The 19,466-nt window shown below is 65.0% G+C and carries 13 protein-coding genes; 6 read left to right on the top strand and 7 right to left on the bottom strand.

The window, feature by feature from the left end; all coding sequences use genetic code 11:
* Positions 1 to 196 precede the first annotated feature (196 nt).
* The 3 genes from CH249_RS03565 to CH249_RS03555 all read left to right on the top strand — a co-directional run bounded on the left by CH249_RS03565 (position 197) and on the right by CH249_RS03555 (position 10,820).
* On the top strand, positions 197 to 2,767 hold the full coding sequence (locus CH249_RS03565; protein ID WP_094682233.1) for an aminotransferase class III-fold pyridoxal phosphate-dependent enzyme: 2,571 nt from the start codon (positions 197 to 199) through the stop codon (positions 2,765 to 2,767).
* Between the two features lie 492 nt (positions 2,768 to 3,259).
* Positions 3,260 to 6,766, top strand: coding sequence for a DNA-directed RNA polymerase subunit beta (rpoB, locus tag CH249_RS03560; protein WP_032393968.1), 3,507 nt, complete (start codon positions 3,260 to 3,262; stop codon positions 6,764 to 6,766).
* A gap of 97 nt (positions 6,767 to 6,863) precedes the next feature.
* The gene (locus CH249_RS03555) at positions 6,864 to 10,820 is read left to right on the top strand and encodes a DNA-directed RNA polymerase subunit beta' (protein ID WP_032393969.1); all 3,957 of its coding nucleotides are present in this window, start codon (positions 6,864 to 6,866) and stop codon (positions 10,818 to 10,820) included.
* Positions 10,821 to 10,955: 135 nt separating this feature from the next.
* Here CH249_RS03555 and CH249_RS03550 read toward each other — a convergent pair whose 3' ends face one another.
* The gene (locus CH249_RS03550) at positions 10,956 to 11,780 is read right to left on the bottom strand and encodes an alpha/beta fold hydrolase (RefSeq protein WP_045199036.1); all 825 of its coding nucleotides are present in this window, start codon (positions 11,778 to 11,780) and stop codon (positions 10,956 to 10,958) included.
* Positions 11,781 to 11,802: 22 nt separating this feature from the next.
* The gene (locus tag CH249_RS03545; protein ID WP_082073923.1) at positions 11,803 to 12,831 is read right to left on the bottom strand and encodes a GlxA family transcriptional regulator; all 1,029 of its coding nucleotides are present in this window, start codon (positions 12,829 to 12,831) and stop codon (positions 11,803 to 11,805) included.
* A gap of 59 nt (positions 12,832 to 12,890) precedes the next feature.
* Here CH249_RS03545 and CH249_RS03540 point away from each other — a divergent pair, with 59 nt between their 5' ends.
* Positions 12,891 to 13,280, top strand: coding sequence for a VOC family protein (locus CH249_RS03540; RefSeq protein ID WP_045199038.1), 390 nt, complete (start codon positions 12,891 to 12,893; stop codon positions 13,278 to 13,280).
* Positions 13,281 to 13,292: 12 nt separating this feature from the next.
* Here the strand turns inward: CH249_RS03540 and CH249_RS03535 are convergent, their stop codons facing one another.
* Both CH249_RS03535 and CH249_RS03530 read right to left on the bottom strand, forming a co-directional pair.
* Positions 13,293 to 13,490 carry a hypothetical protein gene (locus CH249_RS03535; RefSeq protein WP_094629506.1) on the bottom strand — a complete coding sequence of 66 codons (198 nt, stop codon included), beginning with the start codon at positions 13,488 to 13,490 and terminating at the stop codon, positions 13,293 to 13,295.
* A 252-nt stretch (positions 13,491 to 13,742) separates the two neighbouring features.
* Complete coding sequence (locus tag CH249_RS03530) at positions 13,743 to 14,165, bottom strand: VOC family protein (RefSeq protein ID WP_045199043.1); 423 nt, start codon at positions 14,163 to 14,165, stop codon at positions 13,743 to 13,745.
* A gap of 121 nt (positions 14,166 to 14,286) precedes the next feature.
* On the opposite strand from CH249_RS03530, the gene CH249_RS03525 reads away from it, so the two are divergent.
* Positions 14,287 to 15,906, top strand: a complete 1,620-nt coding sequence (locus CH249_RS03525) for an alkaline phosphatase (protein WP_094682199.1) — start codon at positions 14,287 to 14,289, stop codon at positions 15,904 to 15,906.
* A 6-nt stretch (positions 15,907 to 15,912) separates the two neighbouring features.
* On the opposite strand, the gene CH249_RS03520 is transcribed toward CH249_RS03525, so the two are convergent.
* Entirely contained in the window at positions 15,913 to 16,254 is a 342-nt protein-coding gene (locus CH249_RS03520; protein ID WP_094646924.1) for a hypothetical protein, read from the bottom strand.
* A 47-nt stretch (positions 16,255 to 16,301) separates the two neighbouring features.
* Positions 16,302 to 17,942 carry a GMC oxidoreductase gene (locus tag CH249_RS03515; RefSeq protein ID WP_094646925.1) on the bottom strand — a complete coding sequence of 547 codons (1,641 nt, stop codon included), beginning with the start codon at positions 17,940 to 17,942 and terminating at the stop codon, positions 16,302 to 16,304.
* Between the two features lie 132 nt (positions 17,943 to 18,074).
* Between CH249_RS03515 and CH249_RS03510 the strand changes: the two genes are divergently transcribed.
* On the top strand, positions 18,075 to 19,013 hold the full coding sequence (locus CH249_RS03510) for an endonuclease/exonuclease/phosphatase family protein (RefSeq protein ID WP_094646926.1): 939 nt from the start codon (positions 18,075 to 18,077) through the stop codon (positions 19,011 to 19,013).
* On the opposite strand, the gene CH249_RS03505 is transcribed toward CH249_RS03510, so the two are convergent.
* On the bottom strand, positions 19,014 to 19,388 hold the full coding sequence (locus CH249_RS03505) for a VOC family protein (RefSeq protein ID WP_032393975.1): 375 nt from the start codon (positions 19,386 to 19,388) through the stop codon (positions 19,014 to 19,016).
* Between the last annotated feature and the right edge of the window lie 78 nt (positions 19,389 to 19,466).

Raw genomic sequence — 19,466 nt, 5'->3', positions numbered from 1 at the left:
CGACGAGGCCCCGTTCGACGCAGAAGCCCTGCTCGGACGGGGCTTTTTCGTGTGCTTTTCGGCCATCTGTCACCGGCTTTCAATCGAGTTACCATCGCGTTTGCGTCCTGGCTTGGGACGAGCCCTGGTTGTTCGGGACAACCATTCGATGCTCGACAGCCAGGGGTGGATCCGATGAAAACGGAGCATGCTGGTCATGACTGACACAACTATCGATTATTCCGTGGTGGAATCCAGGTCCGGTCGATCGGGGTTTGCCGAGCACGTCAATCCCGAACTGTATCGGCTGTTGTCTGCGCTGAATCTGGATCGCGAGTACGTGCGCGGCGACGGGACGGTTCTCTTCGACGCCTCGGGTCGTCGCTATCTCGACTTCGCCGGGGCGTACGGTGCGCTCCCGTTCGGGCACGGTCCGACTCCGATCTGGCAGGCGGTCAACGACGTTCGTTGCAGCGGGGAGGCCATTTTCGTACAGCCTTCGGTGCTGACCGCGGCCGGTGAACTGGCACATCGGTTGGGGCGCATCGCACCCGACGGATTGACGCGGACGACGTTCGTCAACAGTGGTACCGAGGCGACGGAGGTGGCGCTCAAGATCGCGCGAGCGCACACCGGTCGGCTGGGTGTACTGACCACCGGGAACAGTTTTCACGGCAAGACTCTCGGTGCTCTTTCTGCGACGGGAAACATCAAGTACCAGAGCGGTTTCGGTGCACCGGTCGAGGGCTTCGATCACATCGAATTCGGAGACTCGGACGCGCTCGACGCGGCCTTGGCGGCGGCACCCGGGCACTACGCGGTGTTTCTGGTGGAGCCGATTCAGGGTGAGGGCGGAGTGGTGTGTCCGCCCGACGGTTACCTGGGCCGCGTGCGCGAGATCTGTGATCGGCACGGGGTGCTGATGGCTCTCGACGAGGTGCAGACCGGGCTCGGCCGGACCGGCAGGATGTTCGCGGCGGAGCACGAGGGTGTGGTGCCGGACATTCTGACCGTCGCCAAGGCGCTCGGTGGCGGCATCGTGCCGGTGGGTGCGGTGTTGTGTGCGCCGAGGCTGGTGAACGAGAGTTTCGCGCTGCGCCACACGTCGACCTTCGCGGGGAACGCGTTGGCTGCGCGGGTGGGTATCGCGGTTCTCGACGAGTTGACTCGGGACGACTGCGCGGTGGTGGAGAATGTGGCCGTTCTCGGGCGGCAGTTGAAGAACGATCTGAGCGCGTTGGCCGAGAAGTATCCGTCGGTGGTCACCGAGGTGCGCGGGCGTGGGTTGTTGCTCGGCATGGAATTCACCGCGGACGTCAACATGGTCGGGCGGCAGTCGTTGTTGGGATCGATTGCCGACCAACACAATCTGGCGGTGGTGATCTGCTCGTACCTGCTCAATGTCGAGGGGATCCGAGTGGCTCCGACTCTGTTCGGTAACAGGGTGATTCGGATCGAACCGCCGCTGACGGTGTCGGCGGTGCAGTGCTCGCGTCTGGTCGCAGCACTGGATCGTGCACTGGGTTATGCGGCGGTGGGGGACATGGACGGATTGTTCGGGCATCTGCTGGGCCGTCCGACCGTCACCACTCCGCCTGCACTCGAGGCGTTGCGTCCGGGTCGGACGCCCGATATCGCTGTGCGGCCGACGGATCGACGTTTCGCGTTCATTGCACATCCCCTCGATCTCGGGTTCTTCGCGGCGTTCGATTCGGCACTCGAGGTGTTCGACCACGGCGAGCGGCAGGATCTGCTCGAGCGGTTCGCAGCGTCGACGTCCGAGCTCGAACCCGCGTCGTTCGTCATCGGCAGTGGACGGGTCGTCGGGGGAGGGGAGGCGACGGCGCACGGAGATCTGATCGGGCTGCCGTACACCTCCGCGCAGTTGCTGCATCTGCCGCCCGAGCGTGCGCTGGCGGTGGTGGGCGGGGCTGTCGAGCTGGCGATCTCGCGCGGGGCGACGGTTGTCGGGTTGGGCGGCTATTCGTCGGTGATCACCGGGAACGGGTTGGGCCTCGGCGCGACGACGCGACCGATCACCACCGGCAACACGTTCACCGCTGCGGCTAGTCTGCGAGCTGTTCGACGCGTCTGCCGCGAACGCGGTATCGATGTCGCGCGGGCTCGGGTGACGATTCTCGGTGCCGCCGGGGCGATCGGGCGAACCATCGGCAAGCAGTTGGCCGGCGAGGTCGGCGCCGTCGTGTTGGTCGGTAGGCAGGGGGAGAGTTCGGTCATCGCGCCCAAGCTGTGGGCGGCCGCGCAGGAGATGGTGGCCAGCGCTCGGGTGGGTGCGGGAGATCTGGCCGAGGCCGCGCACGCGGTCGACGGCGATCTGGACGATCTGATCAGGTCGCGTCATGTCGAGTTCTTCACCGATCCTGTTGCTGCGGTGCAGGATTCGTTGATCGTCATCGCTGCCACGTCGGCACCGCATGCACTGATCGATCCGACGGACCTGATGGAGGGTGCCATCGTCTGTGACGTGGCGCAGCCGCCGAACATCGGCCGGGACGTGCGCAGTGAGCGGCCCGACGTGACCGTGTTCGACGGCGGCATCGTGCGGGTGCCGTCGGGTTCGGATTTCGGGTTGACCTACGGGTTGGCTCCGGGGCTGACGTATGCCTGCATGGCCGAGACGATGCTGATCGCGTTGTCGGGTGAGTTCGGTCTGCGCAGCATCGGCACCACCCTCGACGGCGAGAGCGTCGAACGGTTGGGTGAACTGGCAGATGTCCACGGGTTCACGCTCGCCGAGGCCACGCGGTGGCGCGAGGCCGACCGGTAGACGGCAGGGGGCGGGGCGCGTCGGCGTCCCCGCCTCCGGCTGCGTCAATGGACCATTGCATACGTCTCGGCGGTGCAGTGGTCCATCGACGCGACCGGTTCGAGTGCGGTCTCACGGAAAACGGATCGGGCCGAACCTCTTGACGAAGGGGGCGGCACGGGTCAGTCTTGTCGTCAGGAGCACCCCCAGTGGTTTTTCGAAGCGCAGTGGTTTCGGCATCGGGCGTCCGGCAGGCGACACGCTTTCGCCGAGTCAGCGCGTGAATGGACCCCGGGTGCTACTTTTGATGCCCCCGTTGCGCTGTGCGCACATTTGGGGTACCTTTGGACGTTGCGCTGGCTGCCTCCTGTCCACCTCTCGATCGCTGTTACCCGAAAGCACGTTTTCGGGCCGCTGTGATGGGGATTCGGTCTGGTTGCACCAGCCGAAATTCGCCCCACATATAGCAAACAGATACAGCGGCGGTCGCACTGCACGAGCGACCCGCGTGAGGTGCTGGAAGGACGCATCTTGGCAGTCTCTAGCCAGACCAAGGCAGTTGTCGGAACACCGGGAGCCCCGAGGAGGGTTTCGTTCGCGAACATTCGCGAGCCGTTGGAGGTACCCGGTCTCCTCGATGTACAGACGGATTCGTTCGAATGGCTGGTAGGTGCGCAGAGTTGGCGTGACCGTGCCGCCGCCCGGGGAGACAGCAGTGTCGCCGGTGGACTCGAGGACATCCTGACCGAGCTCTCTCCGATCGAGGATTTCTCGGGCTCGATGTCTCTGTCCTTCTCCGACCCACGGTTCGACGAGGTCAAGGCCTCGACGGATGAGTGCAAGGACAAGGACATGACGTACGCGGCTCCGCTGTTCGTCACGGCCGAGTTCATCAACAACAACACCGGTGAGATCAAGAGCCAGACGGTCTTCATGGGTGATTTCCCGATGATGACCGACAAGGGCACCTTCATCATCAACGGCACCGAGCGTGTCGTGGTATCGCAGCTGGTGCGTTCTCCGGGCGTCTACTTCGATCATTCGATCGACAAGACCACCGAGAAGGACCTGCACAGCGTCAAGGTGATCCCCGGCCGCGGCGCATGGCTCGAGTTCGACGTCGACAAGCGCGACACCGTCGGTGTCCGTATCGACCGCAAGCGTCGCCAGCCCGTCACGGTGCTGCTCAAGGCTCTCGGCTGGTCCACCGAGCAGATCACGGAGCGCTTCGGCTTCTCCGAGATCCTCATGGCCACCCTGGAGAAGGACAACACCGCCGGTACCGACGAGGCACTCCTCGACATCTACCGCAAGCTGCGTCCGGGCGAGCCGCCGACCAAGGAGTCGGCGCAGACCCTGCTGGAGAACCTGTTCTTCAAGGACAAGCGCTACGACCTCGCTCGCGTGGGTCGCTACAAGATCAACAAGAAGCTCGGCCTCAACTCGGGTCAGCCCATCGTGGCGTCGACCCTCACCGAGGAAGACATCGTCGCGACCATCGAGTACCTGGTGCGTCTGCACGCAGGTGAGACCTCGATGACCGCACCCGACGGCGTCGAGGTTCCGGTCGAGGTCGACGACATCGACCACTTCGGCAACCGTCGTCTGCGTACCGTCGGCGAGCTCATCCAGAACCAGATCCGCGTGGGCCTGTCCCGCATGGAGCGCGTCGTGCGCGAACGTATGACGACTCAGGACGTCGAGGCGATCACGCCGCAGACCCTGATCAACATCCGTCCCGTCGTCGCTGCGATCAAGGAGTTCTTCGGAACGTCCCAGCTCTCGCAGTTCATGGACCAGAACAACCCGCTGTCGGGTCTGACGCACAAGCGTCGTCTGTCGGCACTGGGACCCGGCGGTCTCTCTCGTGAGCGCGCCGGCCTCGAGGTCCGCGACGTTCACCCGTCGCACTACGGCCGCATGTGCCCCATCGAGACCCCGGAAGGCCCGAACATCGGCCTGATCGGATCGCTCTCGGTGTACGCACGCGTCAACCCGTTCGGGTTCATCGAGACCCCGTACCGCAAGGTCGTCGACGGCAAGGTCACCGACGAGGTCGATTACCTGACCGCCGACGAGGAGGATCGCCACACGCTCGCGCAGGCGAACTCTCCGGTCGACGATTCGGGCCACTTCATCGAGGACAAGATTCTCGTCCGTCGTAAGGGTGGAGAGGTCGAGTTCGTCTCGTCCGACGACATCGACTACATGGACGTCTCACCGCGACAGATGGTTTCCGTCGCGACCGCGATGATTCCGTTCCTCGAGCACGACGATGCCAACCGTGCCCTGATGGGTGCCAACATGCAGCGTCAGGCCGTCCCGCTGGTTCGCAGCGAGTCGCCGATCGTCGGAACCGGCATGGAGCTGCGTGCAGCCGTCGATGCCGGTGACGTCGTCATCACCGAGAAGACCGGTGTCGTCGAAGAGGTCTCCGCCGACTACGTCACGGTCATGGCCGACGACGGATCGCGCAAGACCTACCGGATGCGCAAGTTCGCGCGCTCCAACCAGGGCACGTGCGCCAACCAGCGTCCGATCGTGGACGAGGGTCAGCGCGTCGAGTCCGGCCAGGTCCTCGCCGACGGCCCCTGCACCGAGAACGGTGAGATGGCACTCGGCAAGAACCTGCTGCTGGCGATCATGCCGTGGGAGGGCCACAACTACGAGGACGCGATCATCCTGTCGCAGCGCCTCGTGGAAGAGGACGTTCTCACCTCGATCCACATCGAGGAGCACGAGATCGATGCTCGCGACACCAAGCTCGGTGCCGAGGAGATCACTCGCGACATCCCGAACGTCTCCGACGAGGTCCTCGCAGACCTCGACGAGCGTGGCATCATCCGGATCGGTGCCGAGGTTCGTGACGGCGACGTGCTGGTCGGAAAGGTCACGCCGAAGGGCGAGACCGAGCTGACCCCCGAAGAGCGCCTGCTGCGCGCCATCTTCGGTGAGAAGGCTCGCGAAGTTCGCGACACCTCGCTCAAGGTTCCGCACGGCGAGAACGGAAAGGTCATCGGCATCCGCGTCTTCTCGCGCGACGACGACGACGATCTGCCTCCCGGCGTCAACGAGCTGGTCCGCGTCTACGTGGCTCAGAAGCGCAAGATCCAGGACGGCGACAAGCTCGCCGGCCGTCACGGCAACAAGGGCGTCATCGGCAAGATCCTCCCGCAGGAGGACATGCCGTTCCTGCCCGACGGCACCCCGATCGACATCATCCTCAACACCCACGGTGTTCCGCGTCGTATGAACATCGGTCAGGTCCTCGAGACCCACCTGGGTTGGATCGGCAAGACCGGTTGGAACGTTCAGATCGCCGCGGACGGCACGAAGCCCGATTGGGCCGAGCGTCTGCCCGAGGAGATGTTGGCGGCTCCGGCCGACAGCAACATCGCCACCCCGGTGTTCGACGGTGCCAAGGAGAATCAGCTCGCCGGCCTGCTGGAGAGCACGATCCCCAACCGCGACGGCGAGCAGATGGTCGGACCCGACGGAAAGGCCACGTTGTTCGACGGCCGCTCCGGCGAGCCGTTCCCGTACCCGGTGTCGGTGGGCTACATGTACATCATCAAGCTGCACCACTTGGTCGACGACAAGATCCACGCTCGTTCGACCGGGCCGTACTCGATGATCACGCAGCAGCCCCTCGGTGGTAAGGCACAGTTCGGTGGTCAGCGCTTCGGTGAGATGGAGTGCTGGGCCATGCAGGCCTACGGTGCCGCGTACACGCTGCAGGAGCTTCTCACCATCAAGTCGGACGACGTTGTCGGCCGCGTGAAGGTGTACGAGGCGATCGTCAAGGGCGAGAACATCCCGGAGCCCGGTATCCCCGAGTCCTTCAAGGTGCTCCTCAAGGAGCTCCAGTCGCTGTGCCTCAACGTGGAGGTGCTGTCCTCGGACGGCGCAGCCATCACGATGGCCGACGGTGACGACGAAGACCTCGAGCGTGCCGCAGCCAACCTGGGAATCAACCTCTCCCGCAACGAAGCAGCCACGGTCGACGACCTCGCTCAGTAGTTCTGTGATCCCCGTGCCTGCGTCACTGCAGGCACGGGGGTGATCACGCTTTTTCTGATTCGGTATCACAACACCCATAACGGGGAAAGGAAGTTACGTGCTCGACGTCAACTTCTTCGATGAACTTCGCATTGGCCTTGCCACTGCGGACGACATCCGTCAGTGGTCCTACGGCGAGGTCAAGAAGCCGGAGACCATCAACTACCGCACGCTCAAGCCCGAGAAGGACGGCCTCTTCTGCGAGAAGATCTTCGGCCCCACTCGGGACTGGGAGTGCTACTGCGGCAAGTACAAGCGCGTCCGCTTCAAGGGCATCATCTGTGAGCGCTGTGGCGTCGAGGTCACTCGCGCCAAGGTGCGTCGTGAGCGCATGGGCCACATCGAACTGGCGGCTCCCGTCACGCACATCTGGTACTTCAAGGGTGTGCCGTCGCGTCTGGGCTACCTGCTCGACCTGGCTCCGAAGGATCTCGAGAAGATCATCTACTTCGCTGCCTACGTCATCACCACGGTCGACGACGAGCTCCGTCACAACGAGCTCTCGACGCTCGAGGCCGAGATGGAGGTCGAGAAGAAGGCCGTCGCAGATCAGCGCGACGCCGATCTCGAGGCTCGTGCGCAGAAGCTCGAAGCCGACATCGCCGAGCTCGAAGCCGAGGGTGCCAAGTCCGACGTGCGCCGCAAGGTCAAGGACGGTGGCGAGCGTGAGATGCGTCAGCTCCGTGACCGCGCGCAGCGTGAGCTCGATCGTCTCGAAGAGATCTGGACCACGTTCACCAAGCTCGCTCCCAAGCAGCTCATCGTCGACGAGCTCATCTACCGCGAGCTCATCGACCGGTACGGCGAGTACTTCACCGGTGCCATGGGTGCCGAGTCGATCCAGAAGCTCATGCAGACCTTCGACATCGATGCCGAGGCGGAGTCTCTTCGCGAGACCATCCGCAGTGGCAAGGGTCAGAAGAAGCTGCGTGCGCTCAAGCGTCTGAAGGTCGTCGCTGCCTTCCAGGCCGGCCGCAACTCGCCGATGGGCATGGTTCTCGACGCTGTCCCGGTCATCCCGCCGGAGCTTCGTCCGATGGTGCAGCTCGACGGTGGACGGTTCGCGACGTCCGACCTCAACGACCTGTACCGCCGCGTCATCAACCGCAACAACCGCCTCAAGCGTCTGATCGATCTCGGTGCCCCCGAGATCATCGTCAACAACGAGAAGCGGATGCTGCAGGAGTCGGTCGACGCCTTGTTCGACAACGGCCGTCGTGGACGTCCGGTCACCGGACCGGGTAACCGCCCGCTCAAGTCGCTGTCCGACTTGCTCAAGGGCAAGCAGGGTCGATTCCGTCAGAACCTCCTCGGCAAGCGCGTCGACTACTCGGGCCGTTCGGTCATCGTCGTCGGCCCGCAGCTCAAGCTGCACCAGTGTGGTCTGCCGAAGCTGATGGCACTCGAGCTGTTCAAGCCGTTCGTGATGAAGCGCCTGGTGGATCTGAACCACGCGCAGAACATCAAGTCGGCCAAGCGCATGGTCGAGCGTCAGCGTCCGCAGGTGTGGGACGTTCTCGAAGAGGTCATCGCCGAGCACCCCGTGCTGCTGAACCGTGCACCCACCCTGCACCGGTTGGGCATCCAGGCGTTCGAGCCTCAGCTCGTCGAGGGCAAGGCCATCCAGCTGCACCCGCTCGTGTGTGAGGCGTTCAACGCCGACTTCGACGGTGACCAGATGGCTGTCCACCTCCCGCTGTCCGCCGAGGCTCAGGCCGAGGCACGCGTGTTGATGCTGTCCTCGAACAACATCCTCTCGCCGGCATCGGGCCGTCCGCTCGCCATGCCGCGTCTGGACATGGTGACGGGTCTGTACCACCTGACGCGTCTCGACGCCGGTGCTGTCGGCGAGCGCGTCGACGCATCGACCGATCAGGCCGAGTTCGGGGCGTACTCCTCCCCGGCCGAGGCTCAGATGGCCGTCGACCGTGGAGCGCTCACGGTGCAGTCGCAGATTCGGGTTCGTCTCACCACGCAGCGCCCGCCGCGTGACATCGAGAACGAGTTGTTCCCCGAGGGCTGGAACCGCGGCGACGCGTGGACCGCGGAGACCACTCTGGGACGCGTGCTGTTCAACGAGCTGCTTCCGGCGGACTACCCGTTCGTCAACGAGCAGATGCCGAAGAAGCGTCAGTCGACCATCATCAACGATCTCGCCGAGCGTTACCCGATGATCGTGGTCGCGCAGACCGTCGACAAGCTCAAGGATGCAGGCTTCTACTGGGCCACGCGTTCGGGTGTCACCATCTCGATCTCCGACGTCCTCGTGCCGCCGGAGAAGCCGCAGATCATGGAGACCTTCGAGGCTCAGGCCGATCAGATCGAGAAGAAGTACCAGCGTGGTGCACTCGACAAGGTCGAGCGCAACTCCGCACTGGTCAAGATCTGGCAGGACGCGACCGAGCAGGTCGGTAAGGCCATGGAGGCCCACTTCCCCGACGACAACCCGATCCCGATGATCGTGAAGTCCGGCGCAGCCGGAAACATGACTCAGGTTCGCTCGCTCGCCGGCATGAAGGGCTTGGTGACCAACCCGAAGGGTGAGTTCATCCCGCGTCCGATCAAGTCCTCCTTCAAGGAAGGCCTGACGGTTCTCGAGTACTTCATCAACACGCACGGTGCTCGTAAGGGTCTGGCCGACACGGCGCTTCGTACCGCCGACTCGGGCTACCTGACGCGTCGTCTGGTCGACGTCTCGCAGGATGTCATCGTTCGGGAAACCGACTGTGGCACCGAGCGCGGCATCGTCACGACGATCGCCGAGAAGACCGCCGACGGCAAGATGATCCGCGACGCTCACGTCGAGACCAGCACGTACGCCCGCACGTTGGCGAACGACGCTGTCGACGAGAACGGCACGGTCATCGTCGCTCGCGGACATGATCTCGGTGACCCGGCCATCGACGCGCTGCTCGCTGCGGGCATCACGTCGGTCAAGGTTCGCTCGGTGCTCACCTGCACCACGGGAACCGGCGTCTGCGCCACCTGCTACGGCCGCTCGATGGCCACCGGCAAGCTGGTCGACATCGGTGAGGCCGTCGGTATCGTTGCCGCACAGTCCATCGGTGAGCCCGGAACCCAGCTGACCATGCGTACCTTCCACCAGGGTGGTGTCGCCGGAGATGACATCACCGGTGGTCTGCCTCGCGTGCAGGAGCTGTTCGAGGCACGTGTGCCGAAGGGCAAGGCTCCGATCGCGGACGTGTCGGGACGCATCCAGCTCGAGGACGGCGATCGTTTCTACAAGATCACCATCGTCCCGGACGACGGCGGCGAAGAGGTTGTCTACGACAAGCTCTCCAAGCGTCAGCGTCTGCGCGTCTTCAAGCACGACGACGGCACCGAGCGCCTGCTGGCGGACGGTGACCACGTCGAGGTCGGCCAGCAGCTCATGGAAGGTGCTGCCGATCCGCACGAGGTGCTGCGTGTGATGGGTCCCCGTCAGGTGCAGATCCACCTCGTCAACGAGGTCCAGGAGGTGTACCGGTCGCAGGGTGTGTCGATTCACGACAAGCACATCGAGACGATCGTGCGCCAGATGCTCCGTCGCGTGACGATCATCGACAGCGGCTCCACCGAGTTCCTGCCCGGTTCACTGACCGAGCGCAGCGAGTTCGAGTCGAGCAACCGTCGCGTCGTCTCCGAGGGTGGCGAGCCCGCAGCCGGACGTCCGGTCCTGATGGGTATCACCAAGGCATCGCTGGCCACCGACTCGTGGCTGTCGGCTGCGTCCTTCCAGGAGACCACTCGTGTGCTGACCGATGCGGCGATCAACTGCCGTAGCGACAAGCTCATAGGTCTCAAGGAGAACGTCATCATCGGTAAGCTCATCCCGGCTGGTACCGGCATCAACCGGTACCGGAACATCACGGTGCAGCCGACCGAGGAGGCGCGTGCCGCGGCATACGCGGTGCCGTCGTACGACGATCAGTACTACAGCCCGGATGGCTTCGGCCAGGGAACCGGCGCTGCAGTGCCGCTCGACGACTACGGTTTCTCCAACGAATACCGCTAGAGCGACTCCGTCGCACGTGAGCAGAACTTCGTAGCCCACTACGAATTTCCGCTCACGACGACAGAGCCTGCAGACAAAGCCCCGCATCGACTTCGGTCGATGCGGGGCTTTGTCGTCGGTTGTGACCGTGATGCGTCAGGACCGGAAGAACTCCAGCATGTCGGCGTTGATCGTCGCTGCTTCCGTCGTCGGCATGCCGTGCGGGAAGCCGGGGTAGGTCTTCAGCGTGCCGTTGGGCAGTAGCTTCGCCGAGAGCACACCCGCGTTCTCGTAGGGCACCACCTGGTCGTCCTCGCCGTGTAGCACCAGCGTCGGAATGTTCACCCCACGCAGGTCGTCGGTGAAGTCGGTCTGTGAGAAGGCGACCACGCCGTCGTAGTGGGCTTTCGCACCCCCGATCATTCCCTGACGCCACCAGTTGGCGATGACGCCTTCCGACGGGGTGGCCCCGGGCCGGTTGTAGCCGTAGAAGGGGCCCTCGGCGAAGGTGCGGAAGAAGTCGGCGCGGCGCGTGGCGACCTGAACCTGGACGTCGTCGAAGAACGACTTCTCGATACCGCCGGGGTGGTCGTCGGTCTTGACCATGATCGGCGGTACCGCACTGATCAGCACCGCCTTGGCTGCGCGTTCCTCTCCGTGGCGCGCCAGGTAGCGGACTACCTCGCCGCCGCCGGTGGAGTGGCCGACGTGGATCGCGTCGGTCAGATCGAGGGCTTCGACCACGGCGGCGAGGTCGTCGGCGTAGTGGTCCATGTCGTGCCCGTCACCGACCTGTTGGGACCGCCCGTGACCGCGTCGATCGTGGGCGACGACGCGATAGCCGTGCTCGAGGAAGAACATCATCTGGGCGTCCCAGTCGTCCGACGACAGTGGCCAGCCGTGGCTGAAGACGACAGGCTGACCCGACCCCCAGTCCTTGTAGAAGATCTCGACGTTGTCCGGTGTTGTGATGGTTGGCATGAAAGCAGTCTTGCCCGGACTGCTAGCTGCGCGGTACCACCGTGTGGGTCGAGAACCGCTCGTTTTGCGACATCGGCAGTTGGGGCGCGAACCGCTGCTGATAGCTGCGCGGGGAGGTCCCGATTCGGGCGACGAACGCTCGTCGCATCACTTCGCAGCTCGAATACCCGGCTCGACGGGAGGCCTCGCCGACGGTGTAACCGGTGTGCAGGGCCTCACGAGCCAACTCGAATCTTGTCGACGCGACGAATTCGGCCGGCGAGCTGCCGAGTTCGGACTGGAACAGGCGGGTGAGCTGACGGGTGCTGAGTGCCGCGAACCGAGCCAGCTCTGCCACGGTGTGGGGTAGCCGGGGGTTGTCCCGGATGTGGTCGGCCACTCGGCGGACTGTTCCGGTACGGGGGATCGGGCCCGACAGCGACGACGAGAACTGCGATTGTCCACCGCCTCGCTGCATGTACACCAGCAGTCCCTGCGCCGCAGCCCGCGCCACTTCGGGGCCGTGGTCGTCCTCGACGAGAGCCAGTGCGAGGTCGATGCCGGCCGCAACGCCCGCCGAGCTGTACAGGCGGCCGTCTCGGACGAAGATGGCGTCCGGATCGACCGTGAGGGCGGGGTAGAGGCGTTGCAGGTCGGACGTGAACTTCCAGTGCGTCGTCGCTCGCCGGCCGTCGAGTAGTCCGGCCGCGGCGAGTACGAACGCCCCTGTGCACACCGATGCCATCCGACGGGTCCGTGCAGCGAGATCGGCTGCGGCTCCGACGAGTTCGGCCGTGACCAGGCGAATCGGATCGAATTCACTACCGGCGATGATCACGGTGTCGAATCGTCCGGATTCCGCGACCGGACGAGTGGACACCGTCGTCCCGATCGAGGTGCTGACGTCTCCGCCGCCGGGTGAGAGGATCACCACCTCGTATTCGACGGCGGGCTGCTGATTCGATTCGACGAAGACCTCGGCGGGTCCGACGAAATCGAGCATCTTCACCCCGTCGAACACCAGGAAAGCGATCCGTCGTGAGCCGACGGATCGCGAGAGCGCATCGTCCATGTACAGAAGCTACCGCCGTGGGGCGCTTAGTTTTCGGCGTGGCTCGGGTCTGTATCGCTATGACCAACCAAGAACCCAGCACCATCGTGAACATCGGCGTGGCCATGTTCACCGTCGCAGATCAGGACGCAGCTCTCGACTTCTATTCGTGCGTGCTCGGCTTCGAGATTCGCGGCGATCTGCGGTTCGGCCCCGAAAACGAATACCGGTGGGTCGAGGTGGCTCCGCCCGGTTCGACGGCGCGGCTCGCCCTGAATCCGCCGATGGGAGGAACGCCCGGCGGCGGATCCATCGGTGTCGAGACAGCCGACGTCGCGGCCGAACACAAGCGTCTGAGTGCACTCGGCGGAGTCGATCTCGACGACTTCATGGAAGAAGTCGACGGTGTTCCGCCCATGTTCGCGCTGCGTGATCCCGACGGCAATTCGGTGTGGGTCGTGCAAGCCTGACGGTTCGACCGGCTATCTCCGGTCGATGAACGTGTACAGCTCGGCGATCGTGCCGTCCTTGATGACGGCGAAGTCCTGGCCGGTGACGACGGCTGGGGCGTCGGGTGGCGAGAGTGCCCAGGAGATGCGTGCGACGTCGCCGAGCACGGCGGGTTCGACTGTGACGGAGAAGGACAGGCCGGCAGCGTCGGTGAGGAGTGCGGTGATCACTCACCGAGCGGACGGTCTCGACCACCGACGGCCGCGCCACGGATGCCGTTCCGACCGAGGCGGGTCGGGCGGCGCTGGGCGCGTCGGCACCGGGTCACGTCGAGCTGGTGCATCGATTGTTCTTCGACGGGTTGGCAACCGAGGAGGTCGACGCTCTCGGATCGATTCTCACTCGTCTGCGCGACCACGTGCGAACCAACGGGACGCTGCCTCGGCCGCAGTGACACCTTCATCAGGTGGCTACGGGGCGAATCACTCGTGATGGCAGACGGCTTCGAGGTCGATGCCGTTGAGGTCGCGCACGAAGGATCCGTAGTACGTGGCGTGGTATTCCGGCTGCAGTCCCGGCGGCCGGAGCTCGACTGCTCCTGCCGAGACTGCTGCCGCGTGGAAGGCGTCGACGGTGGCGCGATCCGGGGCGCTGAACGCGAGATGGGTATGGGGTCCGATAGCCGATCCCGGTGCGTCGACGATCCAGAAGAAGGGCTTCACGTTCGCCCAGCCGAACGCGATCATGGCGAGCTGATTGGCCTCGGGGGTGTGCGGTACCCGCATGATTTCGCTGATCCCCAGCGGTGCGAGTGCAGCACCGTAGAACTCGGCGCTGGCGGCGAGATCGGTGACGCCGATGTTGAGGTGGTCGATTTGGGAGCCGGTGCGGTCGATGTTCGTCATGCGCTCGAGTGTGGCCGAGGTCGCGGACGACTTCGGTCCTGAATCGAATGACAACGTCGTGTTCACTTTCCCGTTCGACCGATGACGGGCACAGTTCGCTCGGGCGCGAGAGCCTCGAAGGATGGTGAGACGGGGTAACGAGATACGGTTCGGGCAGGACATCTCTCTGCGTGCCGGGGCCACGCGTCGACAGTTCCTGACATGGAGTGCGCTGGTGGGGGCGCTGGCGTTCACTCCCGAACTCGCGGGAACCACGGCGACGGCAGGTGCGCAGTCCGTGGTGACCCCGGACTACCCGTTCCGCCTCGGCGTGGCATCCGGCGACCCACTGCCCGATTCGGTGGTGCTGTGGACCAGACTCGCCACCGATCCCTTCGCGCCACGTGGTGGAATGACTCCCGGCGTGGTGCCGGTGCGGTGGCAGATCTCGGCGGACGAGCGATTCGCGAGCATCACCCGCGAAGGTATCGAGCTGGCCACCGAGTTCGACGGCTGGTCGATTCACGTCGACGTCCGAGGTCTCGAGCCAGCTCGCGAGTACTTCTATCGCTTCCTCGTCGGGCCGCATGCCAGCCCGGTGGGCCGCACCAAAACTGCACCGGCACTGGGTCAACCGTTGAGCAAGCTCGACTTCGCGTGGGCGTCGTGCCAGAAGTGGGAGGACGGCTACTTCGGCGCGTACCAGGACTTGGCCGCGTCGAATCTCGATGTGGTGTTCTTTCTGGGCGACTACATCTACGAGTACGCGATCAAGGACGAGGGTGCCAGGCAGGGCGAGCCGCGCACCGAATCCGCTGCCCGAGAAACCATGGGGCTCAGCGACTATCGCGACCGATATGCGCTGTACAAGGCGGACGAGAATCTTGCTGCGGCCCACGCGTCGGCACCGTTCGTCTTGACGTTCGACGATCACGAGGTGGACAACAACTGGGCCTCGCAGATCAGCCAGGACGACGACGATCCGCGAGAGTTCCTGTTGCGCAGAGCCGATGCGTTCAAGGCGTGGTGGGAGAACACTCCGGTTCGGGCGAATCTGAAGCCCGTCGGACCGGACATGACGGTCTATCGCCGGTTCTCGTTCGGAGATCTGGTGGACTTCTCGGTACTGGACACGCGGCAGTACCGCAGCGATCAGGCGCACGGCGACGGCGAGCATGCGCAGGACGCCGAGACGGCAGATCCGTCGCGCACGATCACCGGTGCAGCGCAGGAGAAGTGGATACTGGACGGTTTCGGATCACCGTCGAGGTGGAACTTCCTGGCGCACCAGACGGTCATCTCGGACCTGGCCCGTGGGCTCGGCAGCGATCGCAAGGTCGGGATGGACCCGTGGAGCGGATACGAGGCATCGCGGCACCGAATTCTGGACGGGGCCAGGGATCGCGGCACGAAGAACGTCGCGTCGATCGTCGGCGACATTCATCGCACGATCGTCTCCGAACTGCGCCGCGACTACCAGGATCAGGCGTCGCCGATCCAAGGTGTGGAGATCGCGACCACCTCGATCGCGTCGGGTAAGGACGGTGCCGATGTCGACTCGGCCGGTGCGGCCATCGCCGAAGGTTCTCCGCATGTCAAGTACGGAAATGCTCAGCGCGGCTATCTCCGTGGCACGCTGACGAACACCGAATGGCGTTCGGAGGTCAGGGTTCTCGATCGCGTCTCCACACCGGGGGCATCGGTACGAACCGCAGCGACGGTCACCGTCCCCGAAGGCCGCCCCGAGATTCAGCTGGGCTGACGCCGGTCATTGACGGATCGCGAACATCGGCATCGCCAGACCGAGCAGCATCACGGTGAACAGCAACCATGCGGCGCCCTGCCAGATCGGCCACGTGCCACCGGCACGGTAGGACCTGTATCCCAACGTCAGAGCTCCGATGCCGCCGAGGAAGCGCACTGCGGGCACCGACGCGGCCAACACGGGATTCGTGCGGTCGACGACCAGAAACAGCGCGGTCAGTGCCGCAGCCACCGCCACCACGACCGCACAGTATCCGGCCGCTCTGCGAAAGACGACGGGGTCGTTCCAGCGCTTTTCGACGTCGCGGTCGGCGATGGTGCGTTCGGTCGGATCGTTGGCGGGCATACCGGTGGGTTACCCGCTGAGCGCGGGTCTACCCACATGTCGGCCGGTCAGCGACCGTCGGCAATGATCTGTGCGACGTTGCGTTCGGCGAGTGCGGTGATGGTCAGCGACGGGTTCGCGGCTCCGGTGCTGCCCGGGATCAACGCACCGTCGACGACGTAGAGCCCGGGGTGACCCTTCACCCGGCCGTAGCCGTCGGTGACGTCGCCCAGTACCGCGCCGCCGAGGGGGTGGGCGGTGAAGGTGTCGTCGACGTCGCGGGTGAACGGTTCGGCCGCGACGATGGTTCCGCCGGCCTGGGCCATCCGATTCTGAACTGCGCGTAGGGCTTCGACGGTGTCCCGGCTGCCGCCCTTCGGCCAATTCAGCGTCAATCGGTCTGTGGCGGAATCGAATCCGAAGTTTCCGCGCAGTGGGTCGATGGTCATGCCGAGTGAGCCGATGAATCCGAGGTTCACGGGAACGCCTGGCACGTACCAGTTTTCGACGGTCAGTGGCAGTGAGGAGTCGTCGACGATGCGGGAGGCGCAGGGCGCACCTTGCGGTCCGGCGGACATCAGCCCCAGCGACCGTGTCATCGACGCGTCGCCGTTGGTGCCCCAGCCGGTGCCGACGAATTCGTTGAGGTTCGGCAGTGCGCCGGTGGTGCGGGCGCGCATCAGCAGTTCGGTGGTGCCGATGGATCCGGCTCCGAGGACGAGCGTGTCGCAGGTGACGGTGCGTGTCTCGACGATGTTGCCGAACGGGTCGAGGCGTTCGATCTCGACGCGGTAGCGGTCGCCGGATTCGGTGCCGATCGCTGCGACGCGGTGGCTGTGGCACACCGTCGCGCGGCCGGTGGCCTCGGCCTGGGGGATGTAGTTCTGCGTCAGGTCGTGCTTGGCGCCGTTGGAGTTGCCGAAGGTGCTCGCGCCGACGGTCGCGGACGGTCGCGAGCGTCCGGCGAGCTCGTCGCGGACGACGTTCCAGTTCCAGTTGCCGTCCACTGCCTGTGGGGTGAACCCGGCCCGCCGGGCGTGGTCGTCCCAGGTGCGCGAGTGCGAGAAGTTCGGGCTGTTGTAGACGTCCTCGGGCATCGGCGACGGCCGGAGCATCGAGCGCGCCTTCGGGTACCAGGTGGCCGCCATCTCGTCGTACTTCAGGCGTCCGCCGAAGGAGGCGTCGAAGAACTTCTTGTCGGGGGCGATGGTGACGCCGGTGTAGACGATCGAGCCACCGCCGACGGCAGCGCCGCGCCAGACCGAGAGGTTTTCGTACCGGGTGGTGTCGAGTACGCCGCCGAACAGGTCGACCGGTCCGACGGGCATTCCGGTGATGTTGGTGAACGAGGTCTGCTGCCACAGTCCGCGTCCGTCGGCGGTCATGTCGGCGGTGAAGATCTCGCGCCACGGGTCACGTGGCCAGCGCAGTCCACGTTCGAGGACGGTGACCTGGGTGCCGGCCTGTGCCATACGAAGGGCGGCAGCGCTGGCACCGAATCCGGAGCCGATGACGAGGACGGGAGAGTGGTCCGGTGGGCGCGGGGGATCGGCGAACAGCTCGGGGACCAGTGATCGGATTCGTTCGGCGCCGATGGGGAGTGCGCCTGCTGTGGAAGAACCCGGTGCCCCGGCGGAGCCCAGGACCGGAGCGGCGGCAGCGCCGAGCATTCCGGCAGCGGCCAAACGCAGCAGTTGCCTTCGATTCACGGAAAACTTCCCCCTAGTACGTGCGGACAGCGCTCTCGATTGTGTCGTGTTTGCTGTAAGAAAGCGAACACTTCGGTCGGATATAGGGACGGCTCCCAGCTCGGCCTCAGGTTTGCCTGTCACACTCCGCTCATGGTTTCGGCATCGGTGGCTCTGTTACTGCTCTTGGCAGCGGTGGTGGGCATCGCAGCGCACCTTGTCGACGCCCGTGGGCAGGCGATGCTCGTCTTCGGTGCTTTGGCACATGTCCTCATGCTCGCCGCGGTGCCGGGCACTGTTCTCGCGGCCGTGGCGTTCGGTTGGTGGGGGCTGGCGGCGGGCGTAGTTGTATCGGTGGGCGCCGCCGCCACACAGATTCCTCTGTACAGGCACCGCTCCCGGACGGCGGCGGAGTCGGAGCTGACGGTGTTGCATGCCAACATCTGGTTGGGTCAGGCCGATCCCGACGCGTTGGTCGCGCTGGTCGAGCGGCACCGACCCGACGTGCTCACTCTTGTCGAACTGACGCCGGAGGCCGACGCCCGCCTTCGCCCGGTGCTGTCCGGCTCGTTGCCGTACGCGCATGTCAGCGCTGCTCCCGGCGGCGAGGGCACCGGAATCTACAGTCGCTTCCCGCTCGTCGACGAGCAGCGTCACGACGGTTTCGTGACAGAACTGCTCTCCGCGCGGGTGGAGATGCCGGGCCGGCCGCTGGTGTTCGCAGTCCATCCGGTGCCGCCGTGGCCGCGGGAGCCGTCCGAATGGGTACGTGAGCTGGGGCTGTTGCGCCAGCTGCTGGCCAAGATCCCCGTCGACGACGGTCCGGTGGTGGTGGCGGGCGACTTCAACGCGACGCAGGACCATCGGCGGTACCGAGATCTACAGGACGGCCGGTTCGTCGATGCGGCGGTGGCCACCGGGGCGGGCATGCTCAGGACGTACCCGGCGCACACGTGGTATCCGCCGGTGATCGCCATCGACCACGTTCTGGTGGCAGATCTGGCCGTTGGATCGGTGGAAGCCGTGACGATTCCCGGCTCCGACCACCGCGGCATCCTGGCTCGGCTGGCCTTCGGTCCCGGTCAGCGCTGATCAGGACTGTGCGGGCAGTTGCTGCACCGACCACTTGTTGCCGTCGGGGTCGGCGAAGTACACGAACGTGCCCCAGCCTTCGTCCTTCGGCGGGTCGATGGTCAGGCCGGCTGAGGTGAGGTGCTCGTAGGCCTGCTGGACGTTGTCGACGACCATCAGGATTCCGGCGCCCTTGCCCGGCTCGGCGTCGGTGATGTTCTCGCCGATCGCGATGGAGCACGCCGAGCCCGGGGGAGTGAGCTGGACGTACCGGATGCCGTCCCAGGGGCGGGCATCGTGGTCGGCGTTGAAACCGATCGAGACGTAGAAGTCCTTGGCGCGGTCCACGTCGGTGACGGCCAGGGTGACGAGTTCGAGCTTCATGGTGAGGTTCATGAAGCAATAGTGACGACCATTGCGGACAACTTCGGTCCGCGTCGAACGAACAGTTCGAGAAATATGCCCGACGCCTCG

This window comes from Rhodococcus sp. 05-2255-3B1, assembly GCF_002258545.1.
In the GTDB taxonomy this organism is placed as follows: domain Bacteria; phylum Actinomycetota; class Actinomycetes; order Mycobacteriales; family Mycobacteriaceae; genus Rhodococcoides.
This window is presented reverse-complemented; position numbering and strand designations above follow the sequence as displayed.